The organism is Streptomyces hokutonensis, from assembly GCF_000376565.1.
GTDB classification, from domain to species: domain Bacteria; phylum Actinomycetota; class Actinomycetes; order Streptomycetales; family Streptomycetaceae; genus Streptomyces; species Streptomyces hokutonensis.
In genome coordinates this window covers 45281-69352 of the sequence record NZ_BARG01000099.1, presented here as the reverse complement: position 1 = coordinate 69352, position 24072 = coordinate 45281, and the positions used below count along the sequence as shown (strand labels likewise).

The 24072-nt window shown below is 71.8% G+C and carries 19 protein-coding genes and 1 pseudogene; 14 read left to right on the top strand and 6 right to left on the bottom strand.

Going from position 1 to position 24072, the window contains the following annotated elements; genetic code table 11:
- Positions 1-387: 387 nt before the first annotated feature.
- Positions 388-930 (top strand): annotated as a pseudogene (locus tag SSP08S_RS64840) (tetratricopeptide repeat protein); the annotation flags it as partial.
- A gap of 630 nt (positions 931-1560) precedes the next feature.
- Complete coding sequence (locus tag SSP08S_RS48735) at positions 1561-2460, top strand: tetratricopeptide repeat protein (protein ID WP_245608113.1); 900 nt, start codon at positions 1561-1563, stop codon at positions 2458-2460.
- 76 nt (positions 2461-2536) lie between these two features.
- On the opposite strand, the gene SSP08S_RS48730 is transcribed toward SSP08S_RS48735, so the two are convergent.
- Positions 2537-3829, bottom strand: coding sequence for a DUF1015 family protein (locus SSP08S_RS48730; protein ID WP_019074947.1), 1293 nt, complete (start codon positions 3827-3829; stop codon positions 2537-2539).
- A 72-nt stretch (positions 3830-3901) separates the two neighbouring features.
- Between SSP08S_RS48730 and SSP08S_RS48725 the strand changes: the two genes are divergently transcribed.
- The 4 genes from SSP08S_RS48725 to SSP08S_RS48710 are packed head-to-tail and all read left to right on the top strand — an operon-like array spanning position 3902 to position 7992.
- A complete protein-coding gene (locus tag SSP08S_RS48725) occupies positions 3902-4930 on the top strand; it encodes an HAD hydrolase-like protein (protein WP_019074946.1) in 1029 nt (342 codons plus the stop codon).
- A 49-nt stretch (positions 4931-4979) separates the two neighbouring features.
- Positions 4980-6023 (top strand): FecCD family ABC transporter permease, encoded by a 1044-nt coding sequence (locus SSP08S_RS48720; RefSeq protein WP_026179469.1) that lies wholly within the window; start codon positions 4980-4982, stop codon positions 6021-6023.
- A gap of 35 nt (positions 6024-6058) precedes the next feature.
- Positions 6059-7114, top strand: a complete 1056-nt coding sequence (locus SSP08S_RS48715) for a FecCD family ABC transporter permease (RefSeq protein ID WP_019074944.1) — start codon at positions 6059-6061, stop codon at positions 7112-7114.
- Positions 7111-7992, top strand: a complete 882-nt coding sequence (locus SSP08S_RS48710) for an ABC transporter ATP-binding protein (protein ID WP_026179468.1) — start codon at positions 7111-7113, stop codon at positions 7990-7992. The genes SSP08S_RS48715 and SSP08S_RS48710 overlap by 4 nt, the downstream gene beginning before the upstream one ends.
- On the opposite strand, the gene SSP08S_RS48705 is transcribed toward SSP08S_RS48710, so the two are convergent.
- Positions 7976-8323 carry an SCP2 sterol-binding domain-containing protein gene (locus SSP08S_RS48705; RefSeq protein WP_019074942.1) on the bottom strand — a complete coding sequence of 116 codons (348 nt, stop codon included), beginning with the start codon at positions 8321-8323 and terminating at the stop codon, positions 7976-7978. The two genes, SSP08S_RS48710 and SSP08S_RS48705, sit on opposite strands and share 17 nt — an antisense overlap.
- Positions 8324-8365: 42 nt before the next feature.
- Between SSP08S_RS48705 and SSP08S_RS48700 the strand changes: the two genes are divergently transcribed.
- The 5 genes from SSP08S_RS48700 to SSP08S_RS48680 all read left to right on the top strand — a co-directional run bounded on the left by SSP08S_RS48700 (position 8366) and on the right by SSP08S_RS48680 (position 13604).
- The gene (locus SSP08S_RS48700) at positions 8366-8659 is read left to right on the top strand and encodes a hypothetical protein (RefSeq protein WP_019074941.1); all 294 of its coding nucleotides are present in this window, start codon (positions 8366-8368) and stop codon (positions 8657-8659) included.
- A 7-nt stretch (positions 8660-8666) separates the two neighbouring features.
- The gene (locus tag SSP08S_RS48695; RefSeq protein WP_026179467.1) at positions 8667-9482 is read left to right on the top strand and encodes a TlyA family RNA methyltransferase; all 816 of its coding nucleotides are present in this window, start codon (positions 8667-8669) and stop codon (positions 9480-9482) included.
- Positions 9479-10384 (top strand): NAD kinase, encoded by a 906-nt coding sequence (locus tag SSP08S_RS48690; protein ID WP_026179466.1) that lies wholly within the window; start codon positions 9479-9481, stop codon positions 10382-10384. Before SSP08S_RS48695 ends, SSP08S_RS48690 begins: the two co-directional genes overlap by 4 nt.
- 137 nt (positions 10385-10521) lie before the next feature.
- Complete coding sequence (recN, locus tag SSP08S_RS48685; RefSeq protein WP_043260362.1) at positions 10522-12240, top strand: DNA repair protein RecN; 1719 nt, start codon at positions 10522-10524, stop codon at positions 12238-12240.
- Between the two features lie 227 nt (positions 12241-12467).
- Positions 12468-13604 (top strand): glycosyltransferase family 4 protein, encoded by a 1137-nt coding sequence (locus tag SSP08S_RS48680; RefSeq protein ID WP_019074937.1) that lies wholly within the window; start codon positions 12468-12470, stop codon positions 13602-13604.
- A gap of 10 nt (positions 13605-13614) precedes the next feature.
- On the opposite strand, the gene SSP08S_RS48675 is transcribed toward SSP08S_RS48680, so the two are convergent.
- The 4 genes from SSP08S_RS48675 to SSP08S_RS48660 form a co-directional block, all read right to left on the bottom strand.
- Positions 13615-15261: a PucR family transcriptional regulator gene (locus SSP08S_RS48675; RefSeq protein ID WP_019074936.1), complete on the bottom strand. Its 1647-nt coding sequence runs from the start codon at positions 15259-15261 to the stop codon at positions 13615-13617.
- Positions 15262-15305: 44 nt separating this feature from the next.
- Positions 15306-16688 carry an FAD-binding oxidoreductase gene (locus tag SSP08S_RS48670; RefSeq protein ID WP_019074935.1) on the bottom strand — a complete coding sequence of 461 codons (1383 nt, stop codon included), beginning with the start codon at positions 16686-16688 and terminating at the stop codon, positions 15306-15308.
- Between the two features lie 159 nt (positions 16689-16847).
- Positions 16848-17063: a DUF6243 family protein gene (locus SSP08S_RS48665; RefSeq protein WP_019074934.1), complete on the bottom strand. Its 216-nt coding sequence runs from the start codon at positions 17061-17063 to the stop codon at positions 16848-16850.
- 56 nt (positions 17064-17119) lie between these two features.
- Complete coding sequence (locus tag SSP08S_RS48660) at positions 17120-18922, bottom strand: glycoside hydrolase family 15 protein (RefSeq protein WP_019074933.1); 1803 nt, start codon at positions 18920-18922, stop codon at positions 17120-17122.
- 462 nt (positions 18923-19384) lie between these two features.
- On the opposite strand from SSP08S_RS48660, the gene pyrG reads away from it, so the two are divergent.
- From pyrG to SSP08S_RS48645, 3 genes are all read left to right on the top strand, one after another.
- Positions 19385-21052, top strand: coding sequence for a CTP synthase (gene pyrG, locus SSP08S_RS48655; protein ID WP_019074932.1), 1668 nt, complete (start codon positions 19385-19387; stop codon positions 21050-21052).
- A 97-nt stretch (positions 21053-21149) separates the two neighbouring features.
- Entirely contained in the window at positions 21150-21776 is a 627-nt protein-coding gene (locus tag SSP08S_RS48650; protein ID WP_019074931.1) for an NUDIX domain-containing protein, read from the top strand.
- Positions 21777-21948: 172 nt separating this feature from the next.
- Positions 21949-24015: a tetratricopeptide repeat protein gene (locus tag SSP08S_RS48645; RefSeq protein WP_019074930.1), complete on the top strand. Its 2067-nt coding sequence runs from the start codon at positions 21949-21951 to the stop codon at positions 24013-24015.
- Positions 24016-24072 lie beyond the last annotated feature (57 nt).

The window sequence follows — 24072 nt, the reverse complement described above, 5'->3', positions numbered from 1 at the left end:
AATCTTTGGAGGACCCCTGGTCCCAGCGTTCACGCTGGGACCAGGGGTCCTTTTCTTTTTCTCGTTTTGAGCACAAGCACAGCCCGGAGCGCGCCGAGTACCTGGCTGCGCGAGAATGACTTGCGGTACCGAAGACAGGAGTCACCGATGTCCACCAACTCTCCCGAGGACCGACCGGAGCGCGACGAGCGGCGACGGGACAGTGGTGACCGTGGCGGGTACCGCGGAGGCCCGAGCCGTAGCAACGATCGCGGCAGCGACAACCGGGGCGGTGCCCCCCGTCGTGACGACCGTGGCGGCAGCGGTGGCGGTGGCGATCGCGGTGGGTACCGCGGGCGCGACGACCGTTCCGCCGGCCCGCGTCGCGATGACCGTTCTGCGGCTCCGCGCCGTGACGATCGGCCCGCCGGTCCCCGCCGTGATGACCGTGGTGGTGAGCGCGGTGGACGTCCCGGTGGTTTCCGCCGCGACGACAACCGTGGCGAGCGGCCCCCGTTCCGGCGTGACGACCGCAGCGACAGCCGAAGTGACAACCGGGGCGGCGAGCGTCGCGACGACAACCGTGGCGATCGCGGTGGTTTCCGCCGCGATGACAGCCGGGGTGAGCGTCCGCCCTTCCGAAGGGACGACAACCGCGGTGGTGGCGGTGGCGGTTTCCGGCGTGACGACAGTCGCGGTGAGCGTCCGCCGTTCCGTCGCGACGACCGTGACAACCGGGGCGAGCGTCCTGCCTTCCGGCGTGACGACGACCGCGGTGACCGTGGCAGCTACCCGCGCCGCGACGACCGTAGCGGCAGCGGGGGCGGTGGGTACCGTGGCCGTGACGACCGTCCGTCCGGCCCGCGTCGCGATGACCGTCCCGCTGGTCCCCGCCGTGATGACCGTGGTGGTGAGCGCGGTGGACGTCCCGGTGGTTTCCGTCGCGACGACAACCGTGGCGAGCGGCCCGCGTTCCGGCGTGACGACCGCAGCGACAGCCGAAGTGACAACCGGGGTGGCGAGCGTCCGCCCTTCCGGCGTGACGACCGCCGTGACGGTGACCGTCCCGCGTTCCGGCGGGATGACGACCGTGGCGAGCGCGGCAGCTACCCGCGCCGCGACGACCGTCCGTCCGGCCCGCGTCGCGATGACCGTGGTGAGCGTCCGGCCTTCCGCCGGGACGACAACCGTGGCGAGCGTCCGCCGTTCCGTCGCGACGACCGTGACAACCGGGGCGAGCGTCCTGCCTTCCGGCGCGACGACGACCGCGGTGAGCGCGGCAGTTACCCCCGCCGCGACGACCGTTCCGCCGGCCCGCGTCGAGACGACCGTTCCGCGGCTCCGCGTCGCGACGACCGTCCGGCCGGCCCCCGCCGGGACGACCGCGGCGGCGATCGCGGAAGCCGTCCCGGTGGTTTCCGCCGTGACGACAGCCGAGGTGACCGTCCCGCGTTCCGGCGTGACGACGACCGCGGTGGCTACCCCCGCCGTGATGACCGTCGAGGCGGCGACGACAGGCGCGGTGGCGGCCGGTTCCGGGACGACCGGGAGCGTGACCGCGACCGCGAGCCGATCAAGCGGCTGCCGATCCCCGAGGACGTCACGGGCGACGAGATCGACAAGGACGTACGTCAGGAGCTGCTGAGCCTGCCGAAGGGGCTCGCGGAGGACGTGTCGAAGAACCTGGTGATGGTCGCCCGGCTCATCGACGAGGACCCCGAGGGCGCCTACGCCTACTCCAAGATCGCCCTGCGGCTGGCGTCGCGCGTCGCCGCCGTGCGTGAGGCGGCAGGGTTCGCCGCGTACGCGAACCAGAAGTACAGCGAGGCACTGGCCGAGTTCCGGGCCGCGCGGCGGATGACCGGCAGCGTGGACCTGTGGCCCGTGATGGCCGACTGCGAGCGTGGGCTCGGGCGGCCGGAGAAGGCGCTGGAGATGGCCGGGGCCCCCGAGGTGCACAAGCTCGACAAGGCCGGGCAGGTCGAGATGCGGCTCGTCGCGGCCGGCGCCCGGCGTGACATGGACCAGCTCGACGCGGCCATCGTCACACTCCAGAGCCCCGAGCTGGCCTCGAACACCGTGCAGCCGTGGACCGCGCGACTGCGGTACGCCTACGCCGACGCCCTGCTCGCCGCCGGACGTGAGGACGAGGCACGGGAGTGGTTCGCCAAGGCCGTGGAGTCCGACAAGGACGGCAGCACGGACGCGTCGGACCGGCTCGCCGAGATGGACGGTGTCGAGTTCGTCGACGCGTTCGTCGAGGACGAGGTGGACGAGGACGAGGACGACACCGACGTCGACACTGAGGTCGACGACGAAGTCGAGCCCCAGGCCGAGGCCTCCGTAGCCGAAGAGGTGGATGTCGACGACGAAGACGACGACATCGAAGACGATGAAGACGACGACGAGGACGAGCCCGTGGCCGAGCCCACCGTCGCCGTCGAGGCCAAGGACGACAACAAGGACGACGACGAAGACTGACGGCAACACACGTCAGCAGTGACGAAAAGGGCGGGACCCCCACACCGGGGTCCCGCCCTTTCGCGTTCCCGGAGTCTCAGGGCTCCAGCGCCCGCAACACCAGCCCCGACGCCGGCTTCGGGCCGAAGGACGTCGACTTGCGGGGCATCGTGACGCCCTGGAGGGCCAGGTCGCGTACGACCTCCTCGCGGACGGGGTGCATCAACACGGCCGTACCGCCGTCGCGTTCGGCCTTGCGGACGGTGGCGGCGGTGTCGTGGATGTAGGCGATGCGGGTCGGGTCATCCTCGGGGATGAGCCAGACGTGGTCCAGGAGAGTGGCGTGCAGCACCGTGGCGTCCAGGGTGCGCCATGCGGCGGGGCGGTCGGCCGGGATCGTACGGGCCAGGAGGTCCGGGTCCGGGTGGTCGACCAGGTGGAAGGCGCCGTCGCCGGCGAGGAGGAAGGCGTTGCCCGCGCAGGCCGCGTCGGCGAGGGCCTCCAGGGCCTCCGGGAGCGGCACTTCCAGGTGCTGGACGCGGAACAGCCCGTCGAGGGCGGCCAGGGCGTCGGCGACCGGGACGCCGTGCAGGAGGCGGTGGATCGCGCGGACGCGGAGCGGGTAGCGGGCCGTGTCGACGAGGAGGACGAGGCCGTAGTCCCAGGGGCTGGGGGAGGGGTGCTCCGCGCGTAGACGTCGGTAGGTCGCCCAGCGGTGGTGGCCGTCGGCGATGAGGGCCTGGTGGTGGGACAGGTCCGTCTGGATGCGGGTCAGCTCGGTGGGGTCGGTGACCGCCCAGAGGCGGTGGCTGTAGCCGTCCTCCGTGGTCGTCGAGAGCAGCGGGGGGTGTTCGGCGATGCGCTCGACGATCGTTGTCGTGTCGGACGGTGAGCCGTTGCCCCGGTAGGTGAGGAGCAGGGGTTCGAGGTTGGCGGAGGTGGCCCGCATGAGGGCCGCGCGGTCCGCGATCACGTGCGGCATGACGTCCTCGTGCGGCAGGACCACGCCCTCCGACGGGTCCGTCAGGCGCAGGGCGCCGATGACGCCGCGTTGCAACAGGCCGTTGCCGTCGTGCTGTTCGTAGACGTACAGACCGGGCTCGGGGTCGGTGGTGAGGACTCCCTCGGAGAGCCAGCGGTGCAGGGTGTCGGCGGCCTGTTCGTTGCGGGCGCTGGGGGTGACGGCCTGCGGGAGGATCAGCCGGACGATGTTGTGCGGGTCGGAGTCCTGAAGGTGGTGCAGACCGTCGGGGCGTACGACGACGTCGTACGGTGGGGACGTCACGGCGGCCAGGCTGCCGACCAGGTCGGGGTCGTAGCGGAGGCCTCGGAACGGGGTGAGTTCCAGGCCTCGGCGCTCCGTTGCTTCCGAGTGACCTGCGGTGTTCATCCCGGCATCGTACGTGTGTCAGTGGCGTGCGGGATGATCGGGTGAAAGCGATCGAACGAGGAGCGATGTGGAATGAGCCAGAGCGTCAGGACGAGTCCCGAAGGCAGTGGCCGGGCCCTGAGCGAGGCGTACGACACGGCGCTGCTCGACCTCGACGGGGTGGTGTACGCGGGGGGCAACGCGATCGCCCATGCCGTCGATTCGCTCGCCACCGCCCGCGCGGGCGGGATGCGGCTGGCCTACGTCACCAACAACGCGCTGCGGACGCCGGACGCGGTGGCCGAGCATCTCACCGAGCTCGGGATACCGACGGGGGCCGATGACGTCATCACCTCCGCGCAGGCCGTCGCCCGGCTGATCAGCGAGCAGGTGCCGGCCGGCTCCCGGGTGCTGGTGATCGGCGGGGAGGGGCTGCGGGTCGCGCTGCGCGAGCGCGGGCTCGAGCCCGTCGACTCGGCCGACGACGAGCCGGTGGCGGTCGTGCAGGGCTACGGCGGCCCGGACCTGGTGTGGTCCCGGTTCGCCGAGGCCTGTTACGCGATCGCGCGCGGGGTGCCGTGGTTCGCCTCCAACACCGACCTGACGATCCCGAGCGCGCGCGGCATCGCGCCGGGCAACGGCGCGGCGGTGGAGGTCGTACGGATAGCGACCGGGGCCGAGCCGCAGGTGGCGGGGAAGCCGTTGCCGCCGATGCACAAGGAGACGATCCTGCGGACGGGCGCCGAGCGGCCGTTGGTGGTGGGGGACCGCCTGGACACGGACATCGAGGGGGCGTTCAACGGGGAGGTCGACTCGCTGCTCGTCCTGACCGGAGTGACCGACGGAGCGCAGCTTCTCGCCGCGCCGCCGCAGCACCGGCCGACGTACGTCGACGCCGATCTGCGGGGCATGCTCACCGGGCAGCCCGAGGTCAGCGAGGCGGGAGACGGCTTCCGGTGCGGGGGCTGGACCGCGACGGCGGGGCGGGAGCGGCTGGAACTCGACGGTGGGGGCGAACCCTTGGACGGGCTCCGGGCGCTCTGCGCGGCGGCCTGGACGGCGGCGGGGGACGGTTCCTGCACGCTGGACGGGGAGAAGGCGTTGGCGCGGCTGGGGTTGTGAGCCTGACTCGACCACAAAGGGTTGTGCGAGGGTAGGCTAACCTAACCTCGTGTTGGTCGACAGTCCCCCAGAACAGCGCGCGGAGACCGCCCCCGCGCCCCCGACCCGCCGGGCGGTACGAGTCCTTGGGCTCTTCGTCTCGGTGGCGCTCCTGCTGCTCGTCGCCCTGGCGAGCATCGCGATCGGCGCGAAATCGCTGCCGTTGGGGGATGTGTGGCACGGCCTGTTCCATGACACGGGGACGTACGCGGACATCGTGGTCGGCGACCGCGTCTCCCGTACGGTCCTCGGGCTGCTCGCCGGTGCCGCGCTCGGCCTCTCCGGAGCCGTGCTCCAGGCGCTCACCCGCAACCCGCTCGCGGACCCGGGGCTGCTCGGCATCAACGCCGGCGCCTCGGCCGCGGTGGTCACCGCCATCACGTACTTCGGTGTCACGAGTCTGAGCGGCTACGTCTGGTTCGCCTTCGCGGGTGCGGCGGTCGTCGGCGCGCTGGTCTGGTTCCTCGGCGGCAGCCGGGGCGCCACCCCCGTACGCCTCGCCCTCGCCGGCACCGCGATCAGCGCCGCGCTCTACGGCTATCTCCAGGCCGTCATGATCATGGACGACGCGGCGCTCTCCAAGATGCGCTTCTGGACGGTCGGTTCACTGGCCTCGGCCACCGGCTCGACCATCACCCAGGTCGCGCCGTTCCTCGCGGTCGGCACGGTCGTCTCGCTGCTGCTGGCCCGGCCGCTGAACGCGGTGGCGATGGGCGACGACACCGCCCGCGCCCTCGGCGCCAACCTCAACCGCACCAGGGCGCTCGCCATGCTCTCCGCGACCGTGCTGTGCGGGGCCGCGACCGCCGCCTGCGGGCCGATCGTGTTCGTCGGCCTGATGGTGCCGCACGTGGTGCGCTCCTTCACCGGCCCCGACCTGCGCTGGATCCTGCCGTACGCCACGGTCCTGTCGCCCGTGCTGCTGCTCGGCGCCGACGTGCTCGGCCGGCTCATCGCGCGGCCCGCGGAGCTCCAGGTCGGCATCGTCACCGCGGTCATCGGCGGTCCGGTCTTCATCTTCCTCGTGCGGCGCCGAAGGAAGGCGCAGCTGTGAATCTCTCTCGTACGACGGCGGAGGACGGCCCAGCTGTGAAGGCCACACCCACTCAAGCGCTCCGCACGAAGGCCGTGCGTACCGGCGGCCTCTCCCTCCGCCTCGACCTCCGTGCCGTCACGGTGGTCGTCCTTCTCCTCGTCTGCGCGCTCGCCGCGAGCGTCGTGCTGATCGGTACCGGAGACTTCCCGATCTCCGCCGGTGACGTCCTCAAGACGCTGTTCGGGGGCGGTGACGCGGGCCAGGAGTTCATCGTGAATGAGCTACGGCTGCCCCGGGTCCTCGTCGGGCTGCTGGTCGGGGCCTCGCTCGGGCTCGGCGGTGCGCTGTTCCAGTCCATCTCCCGCAATCCGCTGGGCAGTCCGGACGTGCTGGGCCTCTCGCAGGGGTCGACGGCCGGGGCGCTCGTCATGATCGTGCTGTTCTCCGGAAGCGCGACCGCCGTCACCCTCGGGGCGCTCGTCGGCGGTCTGGTGACCGGGCTGGCGATCTATCTGCTCGCCTGGAAGCAGGGGGTGCACGGATACCGCCTCGTCCTGGTCGGCATCGGTGTCTCCGCCGTCGTCACCGCGGTCAACGGCTATCTGCTCACCAAGGCCGACCTCGTCGACGCGGCCCGCGCGGTCGTGTGGATGACCGGGTCCCTCAACGGCCGTGACTGGACCCAGGTCTGGCCGCTGCTCGGCCTGTGCGCCGTACTGCTGCCGCTCGTCCTCGCCAACGCGCGCGTGCTGCGGATGATGGAGATGGGCGACGACGTGTCGTACGCCCTCGGGGTGCGCGTCGAGCGCGTACGGCTGCTGCTGATGGTGGCCGCCGTGCTGCTCACCGCCGCCGCGACCGCCGCCGCGGGACCCGTCGGCTTCGTCGCTCTCACGGCGCCGCAGCTGGCCCGGCGGCTGACGCGCTCGCCGGGTCCGAACCTGGTGCCCTCGCTGTGCATGGGCGCCACCCTCCTGGTCACCGCCGACTGGGCCTCCCAACGGGCCTTCGGCGCCGACCAGTTGCCCGTGGGCGTGGTCACCGGAGTGCTCGGCGGGGTCTACCTGCTGTGGCTCCTGGTCACCGAGCGCAAGGCGGGCCGGATATGACCGCGGATACGAACACCTCGGCGAACGAGGCCAACCGAAGGAGCACCGTGAACCGCCTGTCCGCCGAGAACGTCACCCTCGCCTACGACCAGCGCGTCATCGCACGCGAGCTGTCGGTGGAGATACCCGACAATTCCTTCACGGTGATCGTCGGCCCGAACGCGTGCGGCAAGTCCACGCTGCTGCGGGCCCTTTCGCGGATGCTGAAGCCGAGCGAGGGCCGGGTGCTGCTCGACGGGCAGGTCATCCAGTCGATGCCCGCGAAGAAGGTCGCGCGGACGCTCGGCCTGCTGCCGCAGTCGTCCATCGCACCCGACGGGATCACCGTCGGCGACCTCGTGGGCCGCGGCCGGTACCCGCACCAGGGCATCCTGCGCCAGTGGTCCCAGGAGGACGAGCGGGTCGTACAGGAGTCGATGGCGCAGACCGGGGTCGCCGAGCTCGCCGACCGCTATGTCGACGAACTCTCCGGCGGGCAGCGGCAACGCGTGTGGATCGCGATGGCACTCGCCCAGCAGACGCCCCTGCTGCTGCTCGACGAGCCGACCACCTACCTCGACATCCAGCACCAGATCGACGTCCTCGACCTCTGCGCCGAGCTGCACGAGGAGCAGGGCCGCACGCTGGTCGCGGTGCTGCACGACCTCAACCACGCGGCGCGGTACGCCACTCACCTCATCGCCCTCAAGGAGGGCGCGGTCATCGCCGAGGGCGCGCCGAACGACATCGTCACGGCCGAGCTGGTCGAGGAGGTCTTCGGGCTGCGCTGCCAGGTCATCGACGACCCGGAGACGGGGACACCGCTGGTGGTGCCGGCGGCGCGCAAGGCACGCGCGCGGACCGACCGCCCAAAGGTGGCCGCTACAGAAGCTTCCTGAGGCGGAACAGATCGAACACGTTGGCCTCCAGCTTCACCCGGCCCGAGCCCCAGGCCTTCGCGAAGTTCAGGCCGCCGTTGACCATGGCCACCAGGTCGTCACCGGCCATGGTCAGCCTGATCTGGGCCTTCTCCGGCGGAAGGCCCTCCACGGTCTCGTCCACCACGATCCGGCCGCCGGACAGCCGGCCGACGAAGGTGACGTCGAGATCGGTGATCCGGCAGCTGACCGAACGGTCCATGGCCGCGGCGGCGCGGACATTGCCGTCGGCCTGCTGCATGTTGTCCGAGAGCTTTTCGAGTGCGGCGCGGCACTCCTGGATCGTTGCCATCGTGATCGACGGTACCCCAGGCCTTCGGGGTAGCGTCTGGGCATGAGCGACTCAGTTCCCGAGGCCGAGGCCGAGGCACTGCCGGAGGCCGTACCGGAGGCGGAGCCCACGTACGACCCCGCCGCCCCCGCCCCGCTGAACGTGGACCGTACCCCGAGCGGCAACGCCGACGTCGACGCCCAGCTCGGGCGCCTCGCCGACACCGACCACCTCGCCACGGACGGCCATGTCGAGGTGTACGAGGATGTACACCGGGGGCTGCGCGACGCGCTCACCGCGCTCGACGCCCGCCCGGGACCTCCGGCGCCCCCATCGCCGTACCAGAACAGGAGCTGAACCGAACGTGGCAGGAGTGGCACGCCGCCGTCTCGACGCCGAACTGGTGCGGCGGAAGCTCGCGCGCTCGCGGGAGCACGCGAGCCAGTTGATCGCCGCAGGGCGGGTCACCGTGGGCAGGACCGTCGCGACCAAGCCCGCCACCCAGGTGGAGACGGCGGCGGCCATCGTCGTCGTGGCGGACGACGGCGACCCCGACTACGTGTCGCGGGGCGGCCACAAGCTCGCGGGCGCGCTGGAGGTCTTCGTACCGCAGGGGCTCGTGGTCGAGGGGCGGCGGGCGCTGGACGCCGGCGCGTCCACCGGAGGCTTCACCGATGTGCTGCTGCGGGCGGGTGCCACCCAGGTCGTGGCGGTCGACGTCGGGTACGGACAACTCGCGTGGTCTCTGCAGAGCGATGAACGCGTCACCGTCAAGGACCGTACGAACGTACGCGAGTTGACGCTTGAAGCGATCGATGGGGAGCCTGTGGATCTTGTCGTGGGGGATCTGTCCTTCATCCCGCTCGGACTGGTGCTGCCCGCCCTGGCGCGGTGCACGAAGCCGGACGCGGACCTGGTGATGATGGTCAAGCCGCAGTTCGAGGTCGGGAAGGAACGGCTGGGGAGCGGCGGTGTCGTACGCAGCCCGGAACTACGGGCCGAGGCCGTGCGCGGAGTCGCCCGCCGGGCGGCCGAACTGGGCCTCGGGGTGCGGGGCGTGACCGCCAGCCCGCTGCCCGGGCCCTCCGGGAATGTCGAGTACTTTCTGTGGCTGCGGGCCGGCGCACCCGAACTGGACCCGGCCGATGTTGACCGTGCAGTGGCGGAGGGGCCGCGTTGACACAGAACCGAGCTCGTACTGTTTTCCTCCTCGCGCACACGGGTCGCCCCGCGGCGATCCGGAGTGCCGAACTGGTGGTCAAGGGGCTCCTGCAGTCCGGCATCGGAGTGCGCGTCCTGGAGTACGAGGCACGCGACCTGCCGCTCCCGGACGAGGTGGAGACGGTCACCGAGGCCACCCCGCAGTGCCTTGAGGGCTGCGAACTGCTCATCGTCCTCGGCGGCGACGGCACACTGCTGCGCGGCGCCGAGTTCGCGCGGGCGTCCGGGGTGCCGATGCTCGGCGTCAACCTCGGCAGCGTGGGGTTCCTCGCGGAGGCCGAGCGGGACGATCTCGACAAGGTCGTGGACCGGGTGGTCACCCGGGCCTACGAGGTCGAGGAGCGGATGACCGTCGACGTCGTCGTGCACAAGAACGGCAACATCGTGCACACGGACTGGGCGCTGAACGAGGCGGCGGTGCAGAAGGCCGGTGCCGAGAAGCTGCTGGAAGTCGTGCTGGAGATCGACGGGCGCCCGGTGACGGGGTTCGGGTGCGATGGGATCGTTTGTGCGACGCCCACGGGGTCTACGGCTTACGCCTTCTCCGCGGGTGGGCCTGTGGTGTGGCCCGAGGTGGAGGCGTTGTTGATGGTGCCGATCAGTGCGCATGCGCTGTTCGCGAAGCCGTTGGTGACCTCGCCGGATTCCGTGCTGGCCGTCGAGGTGTTGCCGCACATCCCTCCGGGGGTTTTGTGGTGTGACGGGCGGCGGACTGTTGAGCTGCCTGCTGGGGCTCGGGTCGAGGTGCGGCGGGGGGCTGTGCCTGTGCGGCTTGCTCGGCTGCACCATGCGTCGTTCACGGATCGGCTTGTCGCGAAGTTCGCGTTGCCTGTTTCGGGGTGGCGGGGGGCTCCTCACTAAGCGCGGGCCGGTGGGGGCTGAGCGCGCAGTTCCCCGCGCCCCTAAAGACAAAAACGGGTGGGGACACTCCCCCGGGTGACAGGGTGCCTCGCGCTTCTCCCGCCCTACCTCGTAAGGTCTTCACCGTGCTGGAAGAGATGCGGATACGGTCGCTCGGAGTCATCGACGACGCTGTCGTCGAGTTGTCGCCGGGGTTCACCGCTGTCACGGGTGAGACGGGTGCGGGCAAGACCATGGTCGTCACCAGTCTCGGGCTGTTGCTCGGGGGCCGGGCGGACCCGGCGCTGGTGCGGATCGGGGCGAAGAACGCGGTCGTGGAGGGGCGGATCTCCGTCCCTCCGGGCGGCTCCGCCGTGCTGCGCGCCGAGGAGGCCGGTGCCGAGCTGGAGGACGGGACGCTGCTCATCAGCCGTACCGTTTCCGCCGAAGGGCGGTCCCGGGCGCACCTGGGCGGGCGTTCCGTACCGGTGGGCGTGCTCGCGGAGCTGGCCGACGAGCTGGTCGCCGTGCACGGACAGACCGACCAGCAGGGGCTGCTGAAGCAGTCCCGGCAGCGGCAGGCGCTCGACCGGTACGCCGGGGACGCCGTCACCGGGCCGCTCACGAAATACGCGGAGGCGTACCGGCGCCTGCGGGCCGTCGCCGTAGAGCTGGACGAGATCACCACGCGCGCGCGTGAGCGGGCCCAGGAAGCCGACATGCTGCGCTACGGCCTCGACGAGATCGCGGGCGTGGAACCGCGTGCCGGGGAGGACGTCGAGCTCGCCGCCGAGGCCGAGCGGCTCGGGCACGCGGAGGCGCTGGCGTCCGCCGCGACGGTCGCCCACGCCGCGCTCGCCGGCAACCCCGAGGACCCCGAGGGCATCGACGCGGCGACCCTCGTCGCGGGTGCGCAGCGGGCCCTGGAGGCCGTGCGGTCGCACGACTCGGCGCTGGCCTCGCTCACCGACCGGATCGGTGAGATCGGCATCCTGCTCGGCGATGTGGCGGGGGAGCTGGCGGGCTACGCCGACGACCTGGACGCCGATCCGCTGCGGCTGGCCGCCGTGGAGGAGCGGCGGGCCGCCCTCAACGCGCTCACGCGGAAGTACGGCCAGGACATCGCCGCCGTGCTCGCGTACGCCGAGCAGGGGGCCGCGCGGCTGACCGAACTCGACGGCGACGACGAGCGGATCGACGAGCTGACCGCCGAGCGGGACGCGCTGCGGGTTGAACTGGGCGGTCTTGCGCAGGCGTTGACCGACGCCCGGACGGAGGCCGCCGAGCGGTTCGCCGCGGCCGTCACCGCCGAACTCGCCTCCCTCGCGATGCCGCACGCGCGCGTGTCGTTCGAGATCCGGCAGACGGAGGACCCGGAGGGCGTCGAGGTCGGCGGGCGCGCGGTCGCCTACGGCCCGTCGGGCGTCGACGAGGTCGAGCTGCTGCTCGCTCCGCATCCCGGTGCTCCGCCGCGGCCCATCGCCAAGGGCGCGTCCGGCGGTGAGCTGTCGCGCGTGATGCTGGCCGTGGAGGTCGTGTTCGCGGGGACCGACCCCGTGCCGACCTACCTTTTCGACGAGGTCGACGCCGGTGTCGGCGGCAAGGCGGCGGTCGAGATCGGTCGGCGGCTCGCGAAGCTCGCGAAGACCGCGCAGGTCGTCGTCGTGACCCACCTGCCCCAGGTCGCCGCCTTCGCCGACCGGCAGCTGCTGGTCGAGAAGACCAACGACGGGTCCGTGACCCGCTCGGGCGTGAAGGTCCTCGAAGGCGAGGACCGCGTACGGGAGTTGTCCCGGATGCTGGCAGGCCAGGAGGACTCGGAGACGGCCCGGGCCCACGCGGAGGAGTTGTTGGCGACGGCACGGGCAGACGGCTAGGGCGGGCTCGTCGTTCAGGAGGCGCGCGCTCCTCACTCGTACGGGTGACATCCCCGCCCGTGTTGCCCTCCCGTACGGCCTCCGGGCTTTTCTGCGTTGCCGGAACACCCGTACGTACTGGCATCCTTGAGTTGGAACGCGTAGGAAGCGTGCGGTACACCCCCACCGCGCGATCCTTCTGTACTTTCTTCGTGACCGCCCGTCGCCGAACCAGGAGCCCCGGCCACGTGACCCCCGTGAGCAGCCACTCACCGCACGGCCAGTCGCCGCTGCGCACCGTGCAGGTGCTCGGCGGGGGCAACGCCGCCAGCAGCGCGCATGTGCGCTCCCTGGCCTCCGGGCTCGTCGCGCGGGGCGTGCGGGTCACGGTGTGCGCCCCCGTCGAGGCCGATCACGCCTACGACTTCACGGGCGCCGGCGCCGAACACGTGCACGTCCCGCGCAGCAGCGACCCGTCCTCCGTGGCCGCGCTCCGGGCCGCCTGCGCGGACGCCGACCTGGTGCACGCGCACGGGCTGCACGCCTCCTTCCGCGCCGTCCTCGCGCTCAGCGGCCGCCGTACACCCCTCGTGGTCACCTGGCACGACCGTGCCCAGGTCGAAGGAGCGCGCGCCCATCTGCTGCGGCTGCTGGAGCGGCGCGTCGTCAAGGCCGCCGTCGTCGTGCTCGGAGCCACGTCCGACCTCGTCGACCGGGCGCGCCGGACCGGCGCCCGGGACGCGCGGCTCGCCGCCGTCGCGCTGCCGGGGCCGCGCAAGGCCGTCGAGTACGAGGATCCCGACCGGCTGCGCCCCAAGCTCCGCGCCGAACTCGGCGCCACCGACCGCCCGTTGCTCGTCGCCGTCGGCTCCCTCGACCGGCAGCGCGGCTACGACACCCTCCTGGACGCCTCGCGCGGCTGGTGCCGCCTCGATCCGGCCCCGCTGCTCGTGATCGCGGGGGAGGGGCCGCTGCGGGCCGACCTGCAGCGCCGGATCGAGGACGAGGAACTGCCGGTCCGGCTCGTCGGGAGCCGCGACGACGTGGGCGAACTGCTCGCCGCCGCCGACCTCGCGCTCCTGCCCAGCAGTTGGGAGTCCCGCTCGGTGATCGCCCAGGAGGCCCTCCACGCCCGCGTGCCGCTCGTCGCGACCGCCGTCGGCGGCATCCCCGAACTCGTCGGCGACGCCGCCGAACTCGTGCCCTACGGCGACGCGAAGGCCCTCTCCGACGCGGTCACCCGGCTGCTGCGCGACCCCGAACGCCGGGAACTGCTCCGGGAGAAGGGCACCCGACAGGCGGCCACCTGGCCCACGGAGGACGAGACCGTCGCCCAAGTGCTGAGTGTCTACGACGAGTTGACCCAGCCTCTGCCGCTGACCTGAGCTAGACCTCTTACGGCACGAGCCTGCGCGCCCGCAGTGCCAGGCTCAACGCCAGTACCGTCTGCGGGTCTTCGAGGTCCGTGCCCAGCAACTCCCCGATGCGGGCAAGGCGGTTGTAGAGGGTCTGCCGGTTGAGGTGCAGTTCGCGGGCGGTCTCGGCCTTGCGGCCCGCGTGGGCCAAGTACGTTTCCAGGGTGGGGAGCAGGGGCGGCTTGGCGCGGTTGTCGTGGTCGCGGAGCGGGCCGATCGCGCGGTCCACGAAGGCCGCCAGGTCGGGATGGTCGCGCAGTCGCCACAGCAACAGCTCGATGTCCAGGCGTCGGGCGTCGTACCACGGGCGGTCCGACAGGCCCTGTGCCGCCGTCGCCGTCTCGGCCGCGTGCCGCAGTCCCGCGGACGCCGCCGTCCAGCCGCCGGCCACCCCGACGACCACGATCGGCGGCTGGGCGCCAGGGCGTTGCATTCCGGCCCGTTCCACGCCCGCCCGCAGCGCCGCCGCGACCCGGTCCGCGACCGCCGACCGTTCCGACTCCGAGCGCAGCCCGAGCAGGAGCGGGACGCGGCCCTCGACGGGTCGTACGCCCAGCAGGACCGGGACCCCCACCGAGGCCAGCTCCTCCGCGACCGCGCGGGCCAGGACCGCCCAGCCGCCGCCCGGGGCGGCCAGCGCGTCGCCCAGCCGCATCACCACGGGCAGCAGCGGGCTGGTGCCGGGCTTGAAGCCCAGCACCCGGGCCTGCGCAGGGGCGTCCTCGGCGGCGATGCGGCCCTCGGCGAGGTCGGTGAGGAAGTCGCCGCGTCCGCGGGCCGCCAGCTCCTCCTCCTGGCGGGCCTGCATCAGGACCACGGCGAGGATGCCGGCGGCCCGTTCGGCCGCGATGCGGTGCACGGGGGAGAGCGGCGCCCGTACCGGAAGCAGCACGATCCGCGCCCGCACCGAACCCGTACCGGGACCGCCCCCGGGCACGTCCACCAGCACCGAACCGGCGGGCGGCGAGCCGTCCTTGTGCTGGCCGCGCAACCCCTCCCAGACCTGGAGCGGGTCGGCGCCCTCGGGACCGGACCCGGCGGCGTAGAGGAGTTGGCCGTCCGGGGTCTCCAGGAAGACCGGGTTGCCGCTGAAGTCGGCCAGGATGCCCAGGACTTGGGGGATTCCGCCGCCGCCGAGCAGGGCCTCCGTGCAGCGGCGGTGGACCTCCTCGGCCTGCTGGAGCAGTGCGTAGTGGCCGTTGACGATCTCGGTGTGGATCTCCTCGGTGACCGCCACGAACGGCACCTCGCGGTGCAGCTGGACCAGCGGGAGACCGGTCGCCCGGGCCGTCTCGACGAGGGTGGCGGGGAGCCGGGTGAATCGCGGGCCGAGCTCGACGACCAGGGCCGCGATGCCCCGCTCGGCCAGCGTTCGGACGAAGGCGCGCTGTTCCGCCGGGCGCGTACCGAGGCCGTAGCCCGTGGTCAGGAGCAGTTCGCCGCCCTTGAGGAGGGAGGCGATGTTCGGGACCTCGCCCGCGTGGACCCAGCGCACGGTCCGCTGGAGCCGGTCGGCGCCGGCCAGGATCTCCGGCAGCCCGCTGCGCAGCCCGGGCAGCTCCAGCGCCCGCTGAACGGTGATCCCGGCGCCCTGGCTGTCGAATGTGCTGTCCGTACGGCTGTCCATGCAGCGGACGCTACCTGCGCGGATGCCCTCAGCACACCTCGAGGCTAGGCGGGCGCGATGTTGTGGTTGAAGCGGAAGACGTTGTCGGGGTCGTACTCCCGCTTCACCGCCGCGAGCCGCCGGGTGTTCTCGGCGCCCAGGCCCGCCGTCACGCGGTCGGTGCCCTCGTCGCCGATGAAGTTGAGGTAGGCCGCGCCGGTGCTCCAGGGCCGGACCCGGGCCTGGACGTCCCTGACCCAGGCGACGCAGCGTTCGTCGTCCGCCGGGTCCTCCCACATGCCGAAGGGGTGCACGGCCCAGGGCGCGGTCCGGAACGGCTGCGGGTACTCGGTCGGCCCGGACGCGATGGCGCCGCCCTGCGGGAACAGCACGTGCTGGGTGCCCGTGGGGACCGGCATGCTCTCGCCGAGGGCGCAGAAGACGTCCGTGAACGCGTCGGGCGCGCCCGTCAGATACTCGGCCGACCAGTAGTTCCGCATCCCCGGGGGATCGTCGAACATCGTCTGGAACATGGCGTAGGGCAGCGCGGTGACGATCTCTATCTCGTGCGGCAGGGCCAGCAGCGGCTGGGCGAGTTTGCGCATGTCCTCCTCGGCGCCGGCGTAGGTGATCAGCGCACCGCACAGCCGCTTGCCGACCAGGTGCTCGGGGACGAACTCCTCGGGCGGGGCGGTCAGATAGATGACTCCGCCGCTCGCCTCGTCCGGGCCGGTCTCGATGATCTCGCGGTAGGTGCGGACGACGTCGGGGCCGTGCTCGGGCTCGTACATCACCATGGCGACGGAGAATTCGGGCAGTTCGTGGAGTCTCAGGGTGAGCGCGGTGGCGATGCCGAAGTTCCCGCCGCCGCCGTGCAGGGCCCAGAAGAGTTCCGGGTTCTCCTCGGCGCTCGCGTGGACCACGGTCGCGTCGGCGGTCACCAGGTCGACGCCGAGCAGGTTGTCGACGGCGAGACCGAAGGCGCGGTCCAGCCAGCCGGTGCCGCCGCCGAGGACGAAGCCGCCGACGCCGGTCGTGGAGACCCGGCCGCCGGTGGTGGCGAGACCGTGTTCCTGGGTCGCGCCGTCCAGTTCGCTCATGGTGGCCCCGCCGGCGATCCGTACCGCCCGGGCCGCGGGATGGACCGTGACCTCGCGCATGTGGCGCAGGTCCACGACGAGCGCTCCGTCGCCCAGTGCCATGCCCGCGACGCTGTGGCCGCCGCCGCGCACCGCGATCGGCAGGTCCAGTTCGCGCCCGAAGCGCACGGCCCGTACGACATCGGCCTCGTCCACGCACTGGGCGATCACGGCGGGACGCCGGTCGATCATCGCGTTGAAGACGACACGGGCGTCGTCGTAACCCTGATCCCCCGGGGCGAACACGTCGCCGACCAGATCCTCGCGCAACGCGGTGAGGGCCGCGCTCGCCGTCGAGAGGGAAGCCATGGCCGCCCCCCTTTCAGAAAAGGGGCTTTTGTCGGCTTCCAGCCTAGGCGGGTGACGTGCGGCGGTCGCGCCGGGCCGCCGCACGTCACCAAGCCGTAAGGAACAGCGCAGCAGGGCCCGGACCGCGCGTCACGGTCCGGGCCCTGCTGCTGAGGTGCGTCAGCTCTTCGCGGTGTCGTCGCCCGCCTGTCCGGCGGCCTCGGCCGCGGCTGCCTTCTCGCGCATCTTGCGCACCAGCTCCGCCTTCTGGTCGGCCGCGCCCTGGCGGTCGAGGTTGCGGTGCGGACCGTGGTTCTGCCGTTCGGCGCGGGACTGCTTCTTGCGCTTGCCGCCGCCCTGGCCCACGGGGTTGTTGATGTTCTTGCTGACGGTCATGGTTCTCCCGGTAGTGATGTCAAGTGGTCCGCGGATTCATCACCCCGGCGCCGGTGTCAGCCGCCGTAGGCCCCCGAAGCCGTCAGCCGCAGCGCCGTGTCGATCAGCGGGACGTGGCTGAAGGCCTGCGGGAAGTTGCCGACCTGGCGTTGCAGGCGCGGGTCCCACTCCTCGGCGAGGAGGCCCAGGTCGTTGCGGAGCGAGAGCAGCTTCTCGAAGAGCTTACGGGCCTCGTCCACCCGGCCGATCATCGCGAGGTCGTCCGCCATCCAGAACGAGCAGGCCAGGAACGCGCCCTCGTCACCGGGGAGGCCGTCGACGCCCTCGTCCGTGCCCGAGGTCGGGTAGCGCAGGATGAAGCCGTCCGGGGTGGACAGTTCGCGCTGGATCGCCTCGATCGTGCCGATCACGCGCTTGTCGTCGGGCGGCAGGAAGCCCATCTGCGGGATGAGCAGCAGCGAGGCGTCCAGCTCCTTCGAGCCGTACGACTGCGTGAAGGTGTTGCGCTCCTTGTCGTAGCCGCGCTCGCACACGTCCCGGTGGATGTCGTCGCGCAGTTCGCGCCACTGCTCCAGCGGGCCGTCCGCGTCGCCCGACTCGATCAGCTTGATCGTGCGGTCGACCGCGACCCAGGCCATCACCTTCGAGTGCACGAAGTGGCGGCGCGGGCCGCGCACCTCCCAGATGCCCTCGTCCGGCTCGTCCCAGTGCTTCTCCAGGTAGCGGATGAGCTTGAGCTGGAGGAGCGAGGCGTAGTCGTTGCGGGCCAGGCCCGTCATGTGGGCCAGGTGCAGGGCCTCGGTGACCTCGCCGTAGACGTCGAGCTGGAGCTGGTGCGCGGCGCCGTTGCCGACCCGGACCGGGCCGGAGTTCTCGTAGCCCGGCAGCCAGTCCAGCTCCGCCTCGCCGAGCTCGCGCTCGCCGGCGATGCCGTACATGATCTGCAGGTTCTCCGGGTCGCCGGCCACCGCGCGCAGGAGCCACTCGCGCCAGGCGCGGGCCTCCTCGCGGTAGCCGGTGCGCAGGAGGGAGGAGAGGGTGATGGCCGCGTCGCGGAGCCAGGTGTAGCGGTAGTCCCAGTTGCGGACGCCGCCGATCTCCTCCGGGAGGGAGGTGGTCGGCGCGGCGACGATGCCGCCGGTCGGGGCGTACGTGAGGGCCTTGAGGGTGATCAGGGAGCGGACGACGGCCTCGCGGTAGGGGCCGTGGTACGTGCACTGGTCGACCCACTCGCGCCAGAAGTCCTCGGTCGCCTCCAGTGACTGCTCCGGCTCGGGGAGCGGCGGAGGCTGCTTGTGCGAGGGCTCCCAGGAGATCGTGAACGCGATGCGGTCACCCGGCGCGACGGTGAAGTCGGCGTACGTCGTGAGCTGCTTGCCGTAGGTCTCCGCCGATGTGTCGAACCACACGGAGTCGGGGCCCGCGACGGCGACCGTGCGGCCCTCGTGCTTGTGCACCCAGGGGACGACCCGGCCGTAGGAGAAACGCATCCGGAGGGCCGAGCGCATCGGGACGCGGCCGGAGATGCCCTCGACGATGCGGATCAGCTGGGGGGCGCCGTCGCGAGGGGGCATGAAATCGGTCACGCGGACCGTGCCTCGCGGGGTGTCCCACTCGGACTCCAGGATCAGTGAGTCGCCGCGGTAGCCGCGCCGGGCCGCGGTGGGCGGCGGCGCGTCGGAGGCGTGGGCCGGGCCCAGCCGCCAGAAGCCGTGTTCCTCGGTGCCCAGCAGACCGGCGAAGATGGCATGGGAGTCGAATCGGGGCAGGCACAGCCAGTCCACCGTGCCGTCCCGGCAGACCAGGGCAGCGGTCTGCATGTCTCCGATGAGTGCGTAATCTTCGATGCGCCCGGCCACGTGCAACTCCAGTCGAACGGCCACGTCGCCCCACCAAGAAGGGGGCGGTCGCTGTGTGCGGTCAAGGGATCGTTTGTAGTGCGTCGTTGAGCCATGAAGCAAATGGGGGTCGTTGCCCAACGGGCCGACGAGCTCTCGTTGTTCCGGGATATACGGGCGGGGGTGGTGCCGTGTTCCGGACCGGCTCGGCAGCGAGTGTCCGAGCAGGATACGACGCACGTAGATGATCTGTGTGCCGCTCTCGCCAACGGACCTGGGCCGAACGGGTGAGCAGCGGGTGAGAAGCAGGTAACCAGGGCGCGTCTGTGTCGACGCGGGTGACCTGTGTGTCGGCGTGAGTGCGGAGCGTGGCCGGAAGCCATCTCGTCCGGGCGCTGATACCCTGGTAGCCCGTGGACCGGTGGGCACAAAACCCCCGACGACCGCACCTCGAACCGCGACCACGGGAGCCCCCTCTTGGCCATGCCGCCCGCTGCTTTCCGAAACAGCACAGCCACGACGACCAAGCACATCTTCGTCACCGGGGGTGTCGCCTCCTCACTCGGCAAGGGCCTCACCGCCTCCAGCCTCGGCATGCTCCTCAAGGCGCGGGGCCTGCGCGTCGTGATGCAGAAGCTCGACCCGTATCTGAACGTCGACCCCGGCACGATGAACCCCTTCCAGCACGGTGAGGTCTTCGTCACCAACGACGGCGCCGAGACCGACCTGGACATCGGCCACTACGAGCGGTTCCTCGACCGCGACCTGGACGGCAGCGCCAACGTCACCACCGGCCAGGTCTACTCGACGGTCATCGCCAAGGAGCGTCGCGGCGAGTACCTGGGCGACACCGTGCAGGTCATCCCGCACATCACCAACGAGATCAAGCACCGCATCCGGCGGATGGCGACCGACGAGGTCGACGTCGTCATCACCGAGGTCGGCGGCACGGTCGGCGACATCGAGTCGCTGCCGTTCCTGGAGACGGTCCGCCAGGTCCGCCACGAGGTCGGCCGGGACAACGTGTTCGTGGTCCACATCTCGCTCCTGCCGTACATCGGCCCCTCGGGAGAGCTGAAGACGAAGCCCACCCAGCACTCGGTTGCGGCCCTGCGGAACATCGGTATCCAGCCGGACGCGATCGTGCTGCGCTCCGACCGCGAGGTGCCGACCGCGATCAAGCGCAAGATCTCGCTGATGTGCGACGTCGACGAGGCCGCCGTGGTCGCCTGCCCCGACGCCCGCTCGATCTACGACATCCCCAAGACCGTGCACAGCGAGGGCCTGGACGCCTATGTCGTCCGCAAGCTGGACCTGCCCTTCCGTGATGTGGACTGGCGGACCTGGGACGACCTCCTCGACCGCGTCCATAACCCGCTGCACGAGATCAACCTCGCGCTGGTCGGCAAGTACATCGACCTGCCCGACGCCTACCTCTCGGTCACCGAGGCGCTGCGCGCCGGCGGCTTCGCCAACAAGGCCCGCGTGAAGATCAAGTGGGTCACCTCGGACGACTGCAAGACCCCGGCCGGCGCCGCCAAGCAGCTCGCCGACGTGGACGCGATCTGCATCCCCGGCGGCTTCGGCGACCGCGGTGTCTCCGGCAAGGTCGGCGCCATCCAGTACGCCCGCGAGCACAAGATCCCGCTGCTCGGCCTGTGCCTGGGCCTTCAGTGCATCGTGATCGAGGCCGCGCGCAACCTGGCCGGCATCGAGGACGCCAACTCCACCGAGTTCGACGCGGCCACCGGCCACCCCGTCATCTCCACCATGGCCGAGCAGCTCGACATCGTCGCCGGCGACGGCGACATGGGCGGCACCATGCGCCTGGGCATGTACCCGGCCAAGCTCGCCGAGGGCTCCATCGTGCGCGAGGTCTACGACGGCAAGGAGTACGTCGAGGAGCGCCACCGCCACCGCTACGAGGTCAACAACGCCTACCGCGCCGAACTGGAGAAGAAGGCCGGACTCCAGTTCTCCGGCACCTCCCCGGACGGCAAGCTCGTCGAGTACGTCGAGTACCCGCGCGAGGCCCACCCCTACCTCGTCGCCACCCAGGCCCACCCCGAGCTGCGCTCCCGCCCCACCCGGCCGCACCCGCTCTTCGCGGGCCTGGTCAAGGCGGCCGTGGCACGCAAGACGGGCAAGTAGTACGAGGGTTGTACGGTGACCGGGGTGCGCGCCTTCAAGAGGTGCGCACCCCGGCCGTTCTGTACGTCAGGTTCGTGTACGTGTGGAGGGACAGCGCATGACCATCAAGGACACCCCGGAGGAGTGGGAGATCCGGGCGACCGCGACCCCCTTCGTCGGCAACAAGACCTCCGTGCGCACCGACGACGTGGTGATGCCCGGCGGCGCGGTCGTGCACCGCGACTACCAGGTCCACCCCGGCTCCGTGGCCGTCCTCGCCCTCGACGAGCAGGACCGGGTGCTGCTCATCAAGCAGTACCGCCACCCCGTGCGGCAGAAGCTGTGGGAGATCCCGGCCGGACTGCTCGACATCCCCGGCGAGAACCCGCTGCACGCCGCCCAGCGCGAGCTGTACGAGGAGGCGCACGTCAAGGCCGAGGACTGGCGGGTGCTGACCGACGTCTACACCACGCCCGGCGGCTGCGACGAGGCCATCCGCATCTTCCTCGCCCGCGATCTGTCCGAGGCCGACGGACAGCGCTTCGAGGTCGAGGACGAGGAGGCCGACATGGAGCACACACGCGTGCCCCTCGACGACCTGGTCCGCGGGGTCCTCGCCGGCGAACTCCACAACAACTGCCTCGTCGTGGGCGTCCTCTCCCTGGTCGCCGCCCGGCACGGCGACGGCGTCGACGCGCTGCGCCCCGCCGAGGCGCCGTGGCCAGCGCGTCCTTTCGAGTCCTGAACCCAACCCTCCGCCTCCTTCGGCCCTTTGGTGTGACCATCGGCTGATCCGATCGGGGGATGTGCCCGCCGCGCTCCGCACGGTTCGTCGCAGAGCGTGAACTAGGCTCTGGAAATGCCCGAACCGGAGTCCCGGCGGGCTTTGCGCGTGCAGTGGGACGGGAGTGTGGCCCGTGACGGATCAGGCGGTGGACACAGATGGCGTGAAGCTGTCCGAGGACACTTCTGCCGAGGGCCAATTCCTGGGCCGCGCAAGAGAGTTGAAGGAGCTGCGGGCCGACATCGAGCGCGCGGGCCTGGACACCATCGCCGGCCGGAAGGCGCCCCGCGCGCGCGTCCTCCTCATCGCGGGCAAGCCCGGTTCGGGACGCACCGCCCTCGCGGGTGAGCTCGTCCGGCAGGTCGCTGACCGTTACGACCACGGTGTGCTCCGGGTCCGGCTCAGCGAGCCCGACGGCACCCCCGTGCCCACCGAGCGCACCGCCCGCGAACTGCTCACCGCCCTGGAGCTGCCCACCCCGGCCGGCGCCTCCGAGGACGACCTCTCGGACATCCTGCGCGCCGCCCTCGCCGACCGGCGGGCGCTGCTCCTGCTCGACGACGCGGCCGACGCCGAGCAGGTCGACGCGCTTCTTCCGGACACTCCGGACTGCCTGGTCGTCGCCGTCTCCGGCGGCCCGCTCACCGGCATCGCCGATGTCCGCCCGTGCACCCTGGGCGGCCTCGACACCAAGTCCGCGCTGGAACTCCTCACCCGCTACACCGGCGCGGTCCGCATCACCGTCGACCCGGTCGCCGCCGAGGGCCTGGTCGAGGTCTGCCGGGCCCAGCCCGCCGCGCTGACCCTGGCCGGCGGCTGGCTCGCCGCCCGCCCGCAGGCCGCCGTCGCCGACCTCGCCAAGCACCTGCACGCCGAGAGCGACGAGGGCACCCCGCTGAGCCGCGTCTTCCGGCTCGTCTACGGCTCGCTGCCCAGCCCCGCCGCCCGGATACTGCGACTGCTCTCCCTCGCCCCGGCCGGCCAGGTCGACCCGCAGACCGCCTCCGCGCTCGCCGGCTGCTCCGTCAACGGCGCCCGCGCCGCCCTGGACGACTTCGTCACCGCGGGCCTGCTGCGCGCCCTGGACTCCCCGCTGCCGCAGTACGAGGTCCCCGGCTGCCTCCAGCCCCTGCTGCACGCCCTCGCCGAGGCCCAGGACCGCCCGGCAGAACTCCAGCTGGCCCGCGCCCGCATGCTGGAGCGGACCGTACGGCTGCTCCAGTCCTGCCGTGCCATCACCGAGACCGACAGCCCCCAGGCCCGCGAAAAACTCCTCGGCACACCCAACTCGCTGCGCTTCCCCAACCCCCGGGCCGCCGCCGACTGGCTGCGCCTCAGCCAGCCCGCCCTGCTGGCCTCCGCCCGCCTCGCGGTCGCCGACGGCGAACTCGACACGCTGGCCCGCCGGTTGATGTCCCAACTCGTGCGGGCGATGGTCGCCCACTTCGGCACCCAGGCCGCCGCCCCCGAGCTCTACGGCATCCACCGCCTCGTCCTGGACGTGGCCGAGCGGCGCAAGCTGCCCCGCGAGCAGGCCGCCGCGCTGCTGAACCTCGCCGATCTGGACGCGCAGACCGGCCGTACGACCGAGGCGCTGGCCCGCTACCGGGCCGCGCTGGATGCCGGACGGGAAGCAAATGATCCGTATGCGACCGGTCGCGCGATGGAATCCGTAGGCGGCGCGCACCAGGAGCTCGGCGACTACGACCGGGCCGCCGACTGGTTCGGCCGCGCGCTGGCCCAGCGGCTGGCCCGGGACGAGCGCGCGGAGGCCGCCCGGCTCTACGGCCGGATCGGCGCCGCGCACACCTACGCGGGCCGTTACGGCGAGGCGCTGCGGAACTGGCGGGCGGCCGTCGCCGGATACCGCAAGAACGGCGATGTGCCCGCCCAGGCACGGGCGTTGAGCGAGCTGGCCCGGGTCCAGGAGTACGCGGGCCGCCCCGAGGAGTCGCTGCTCACCTGCCACGAGGCCGTCGAGTGGGCGCGCCGCGCCGAGGACGTCCGGCTGCAGGCGGCGCTGCAGCTGCGGCTGGCCGACACCCTCGACCGGCTGGGCGATCCGGCGTCCGCCGCGCTGCACCGCGGCACGGCCGAACGGATGCTCGGCGAGGAGCTCCAGGAGGGTGATCCCGCCCCCGAATCCCCGGAACATGACGCTAACGCCTGCGAAATCCGTAGTACATCCGCTGAAGATTGATGCATTGAAAGGCTAGACACCGAGAACGCCTTCATTAAACTGGCTCTGCCGCACCTT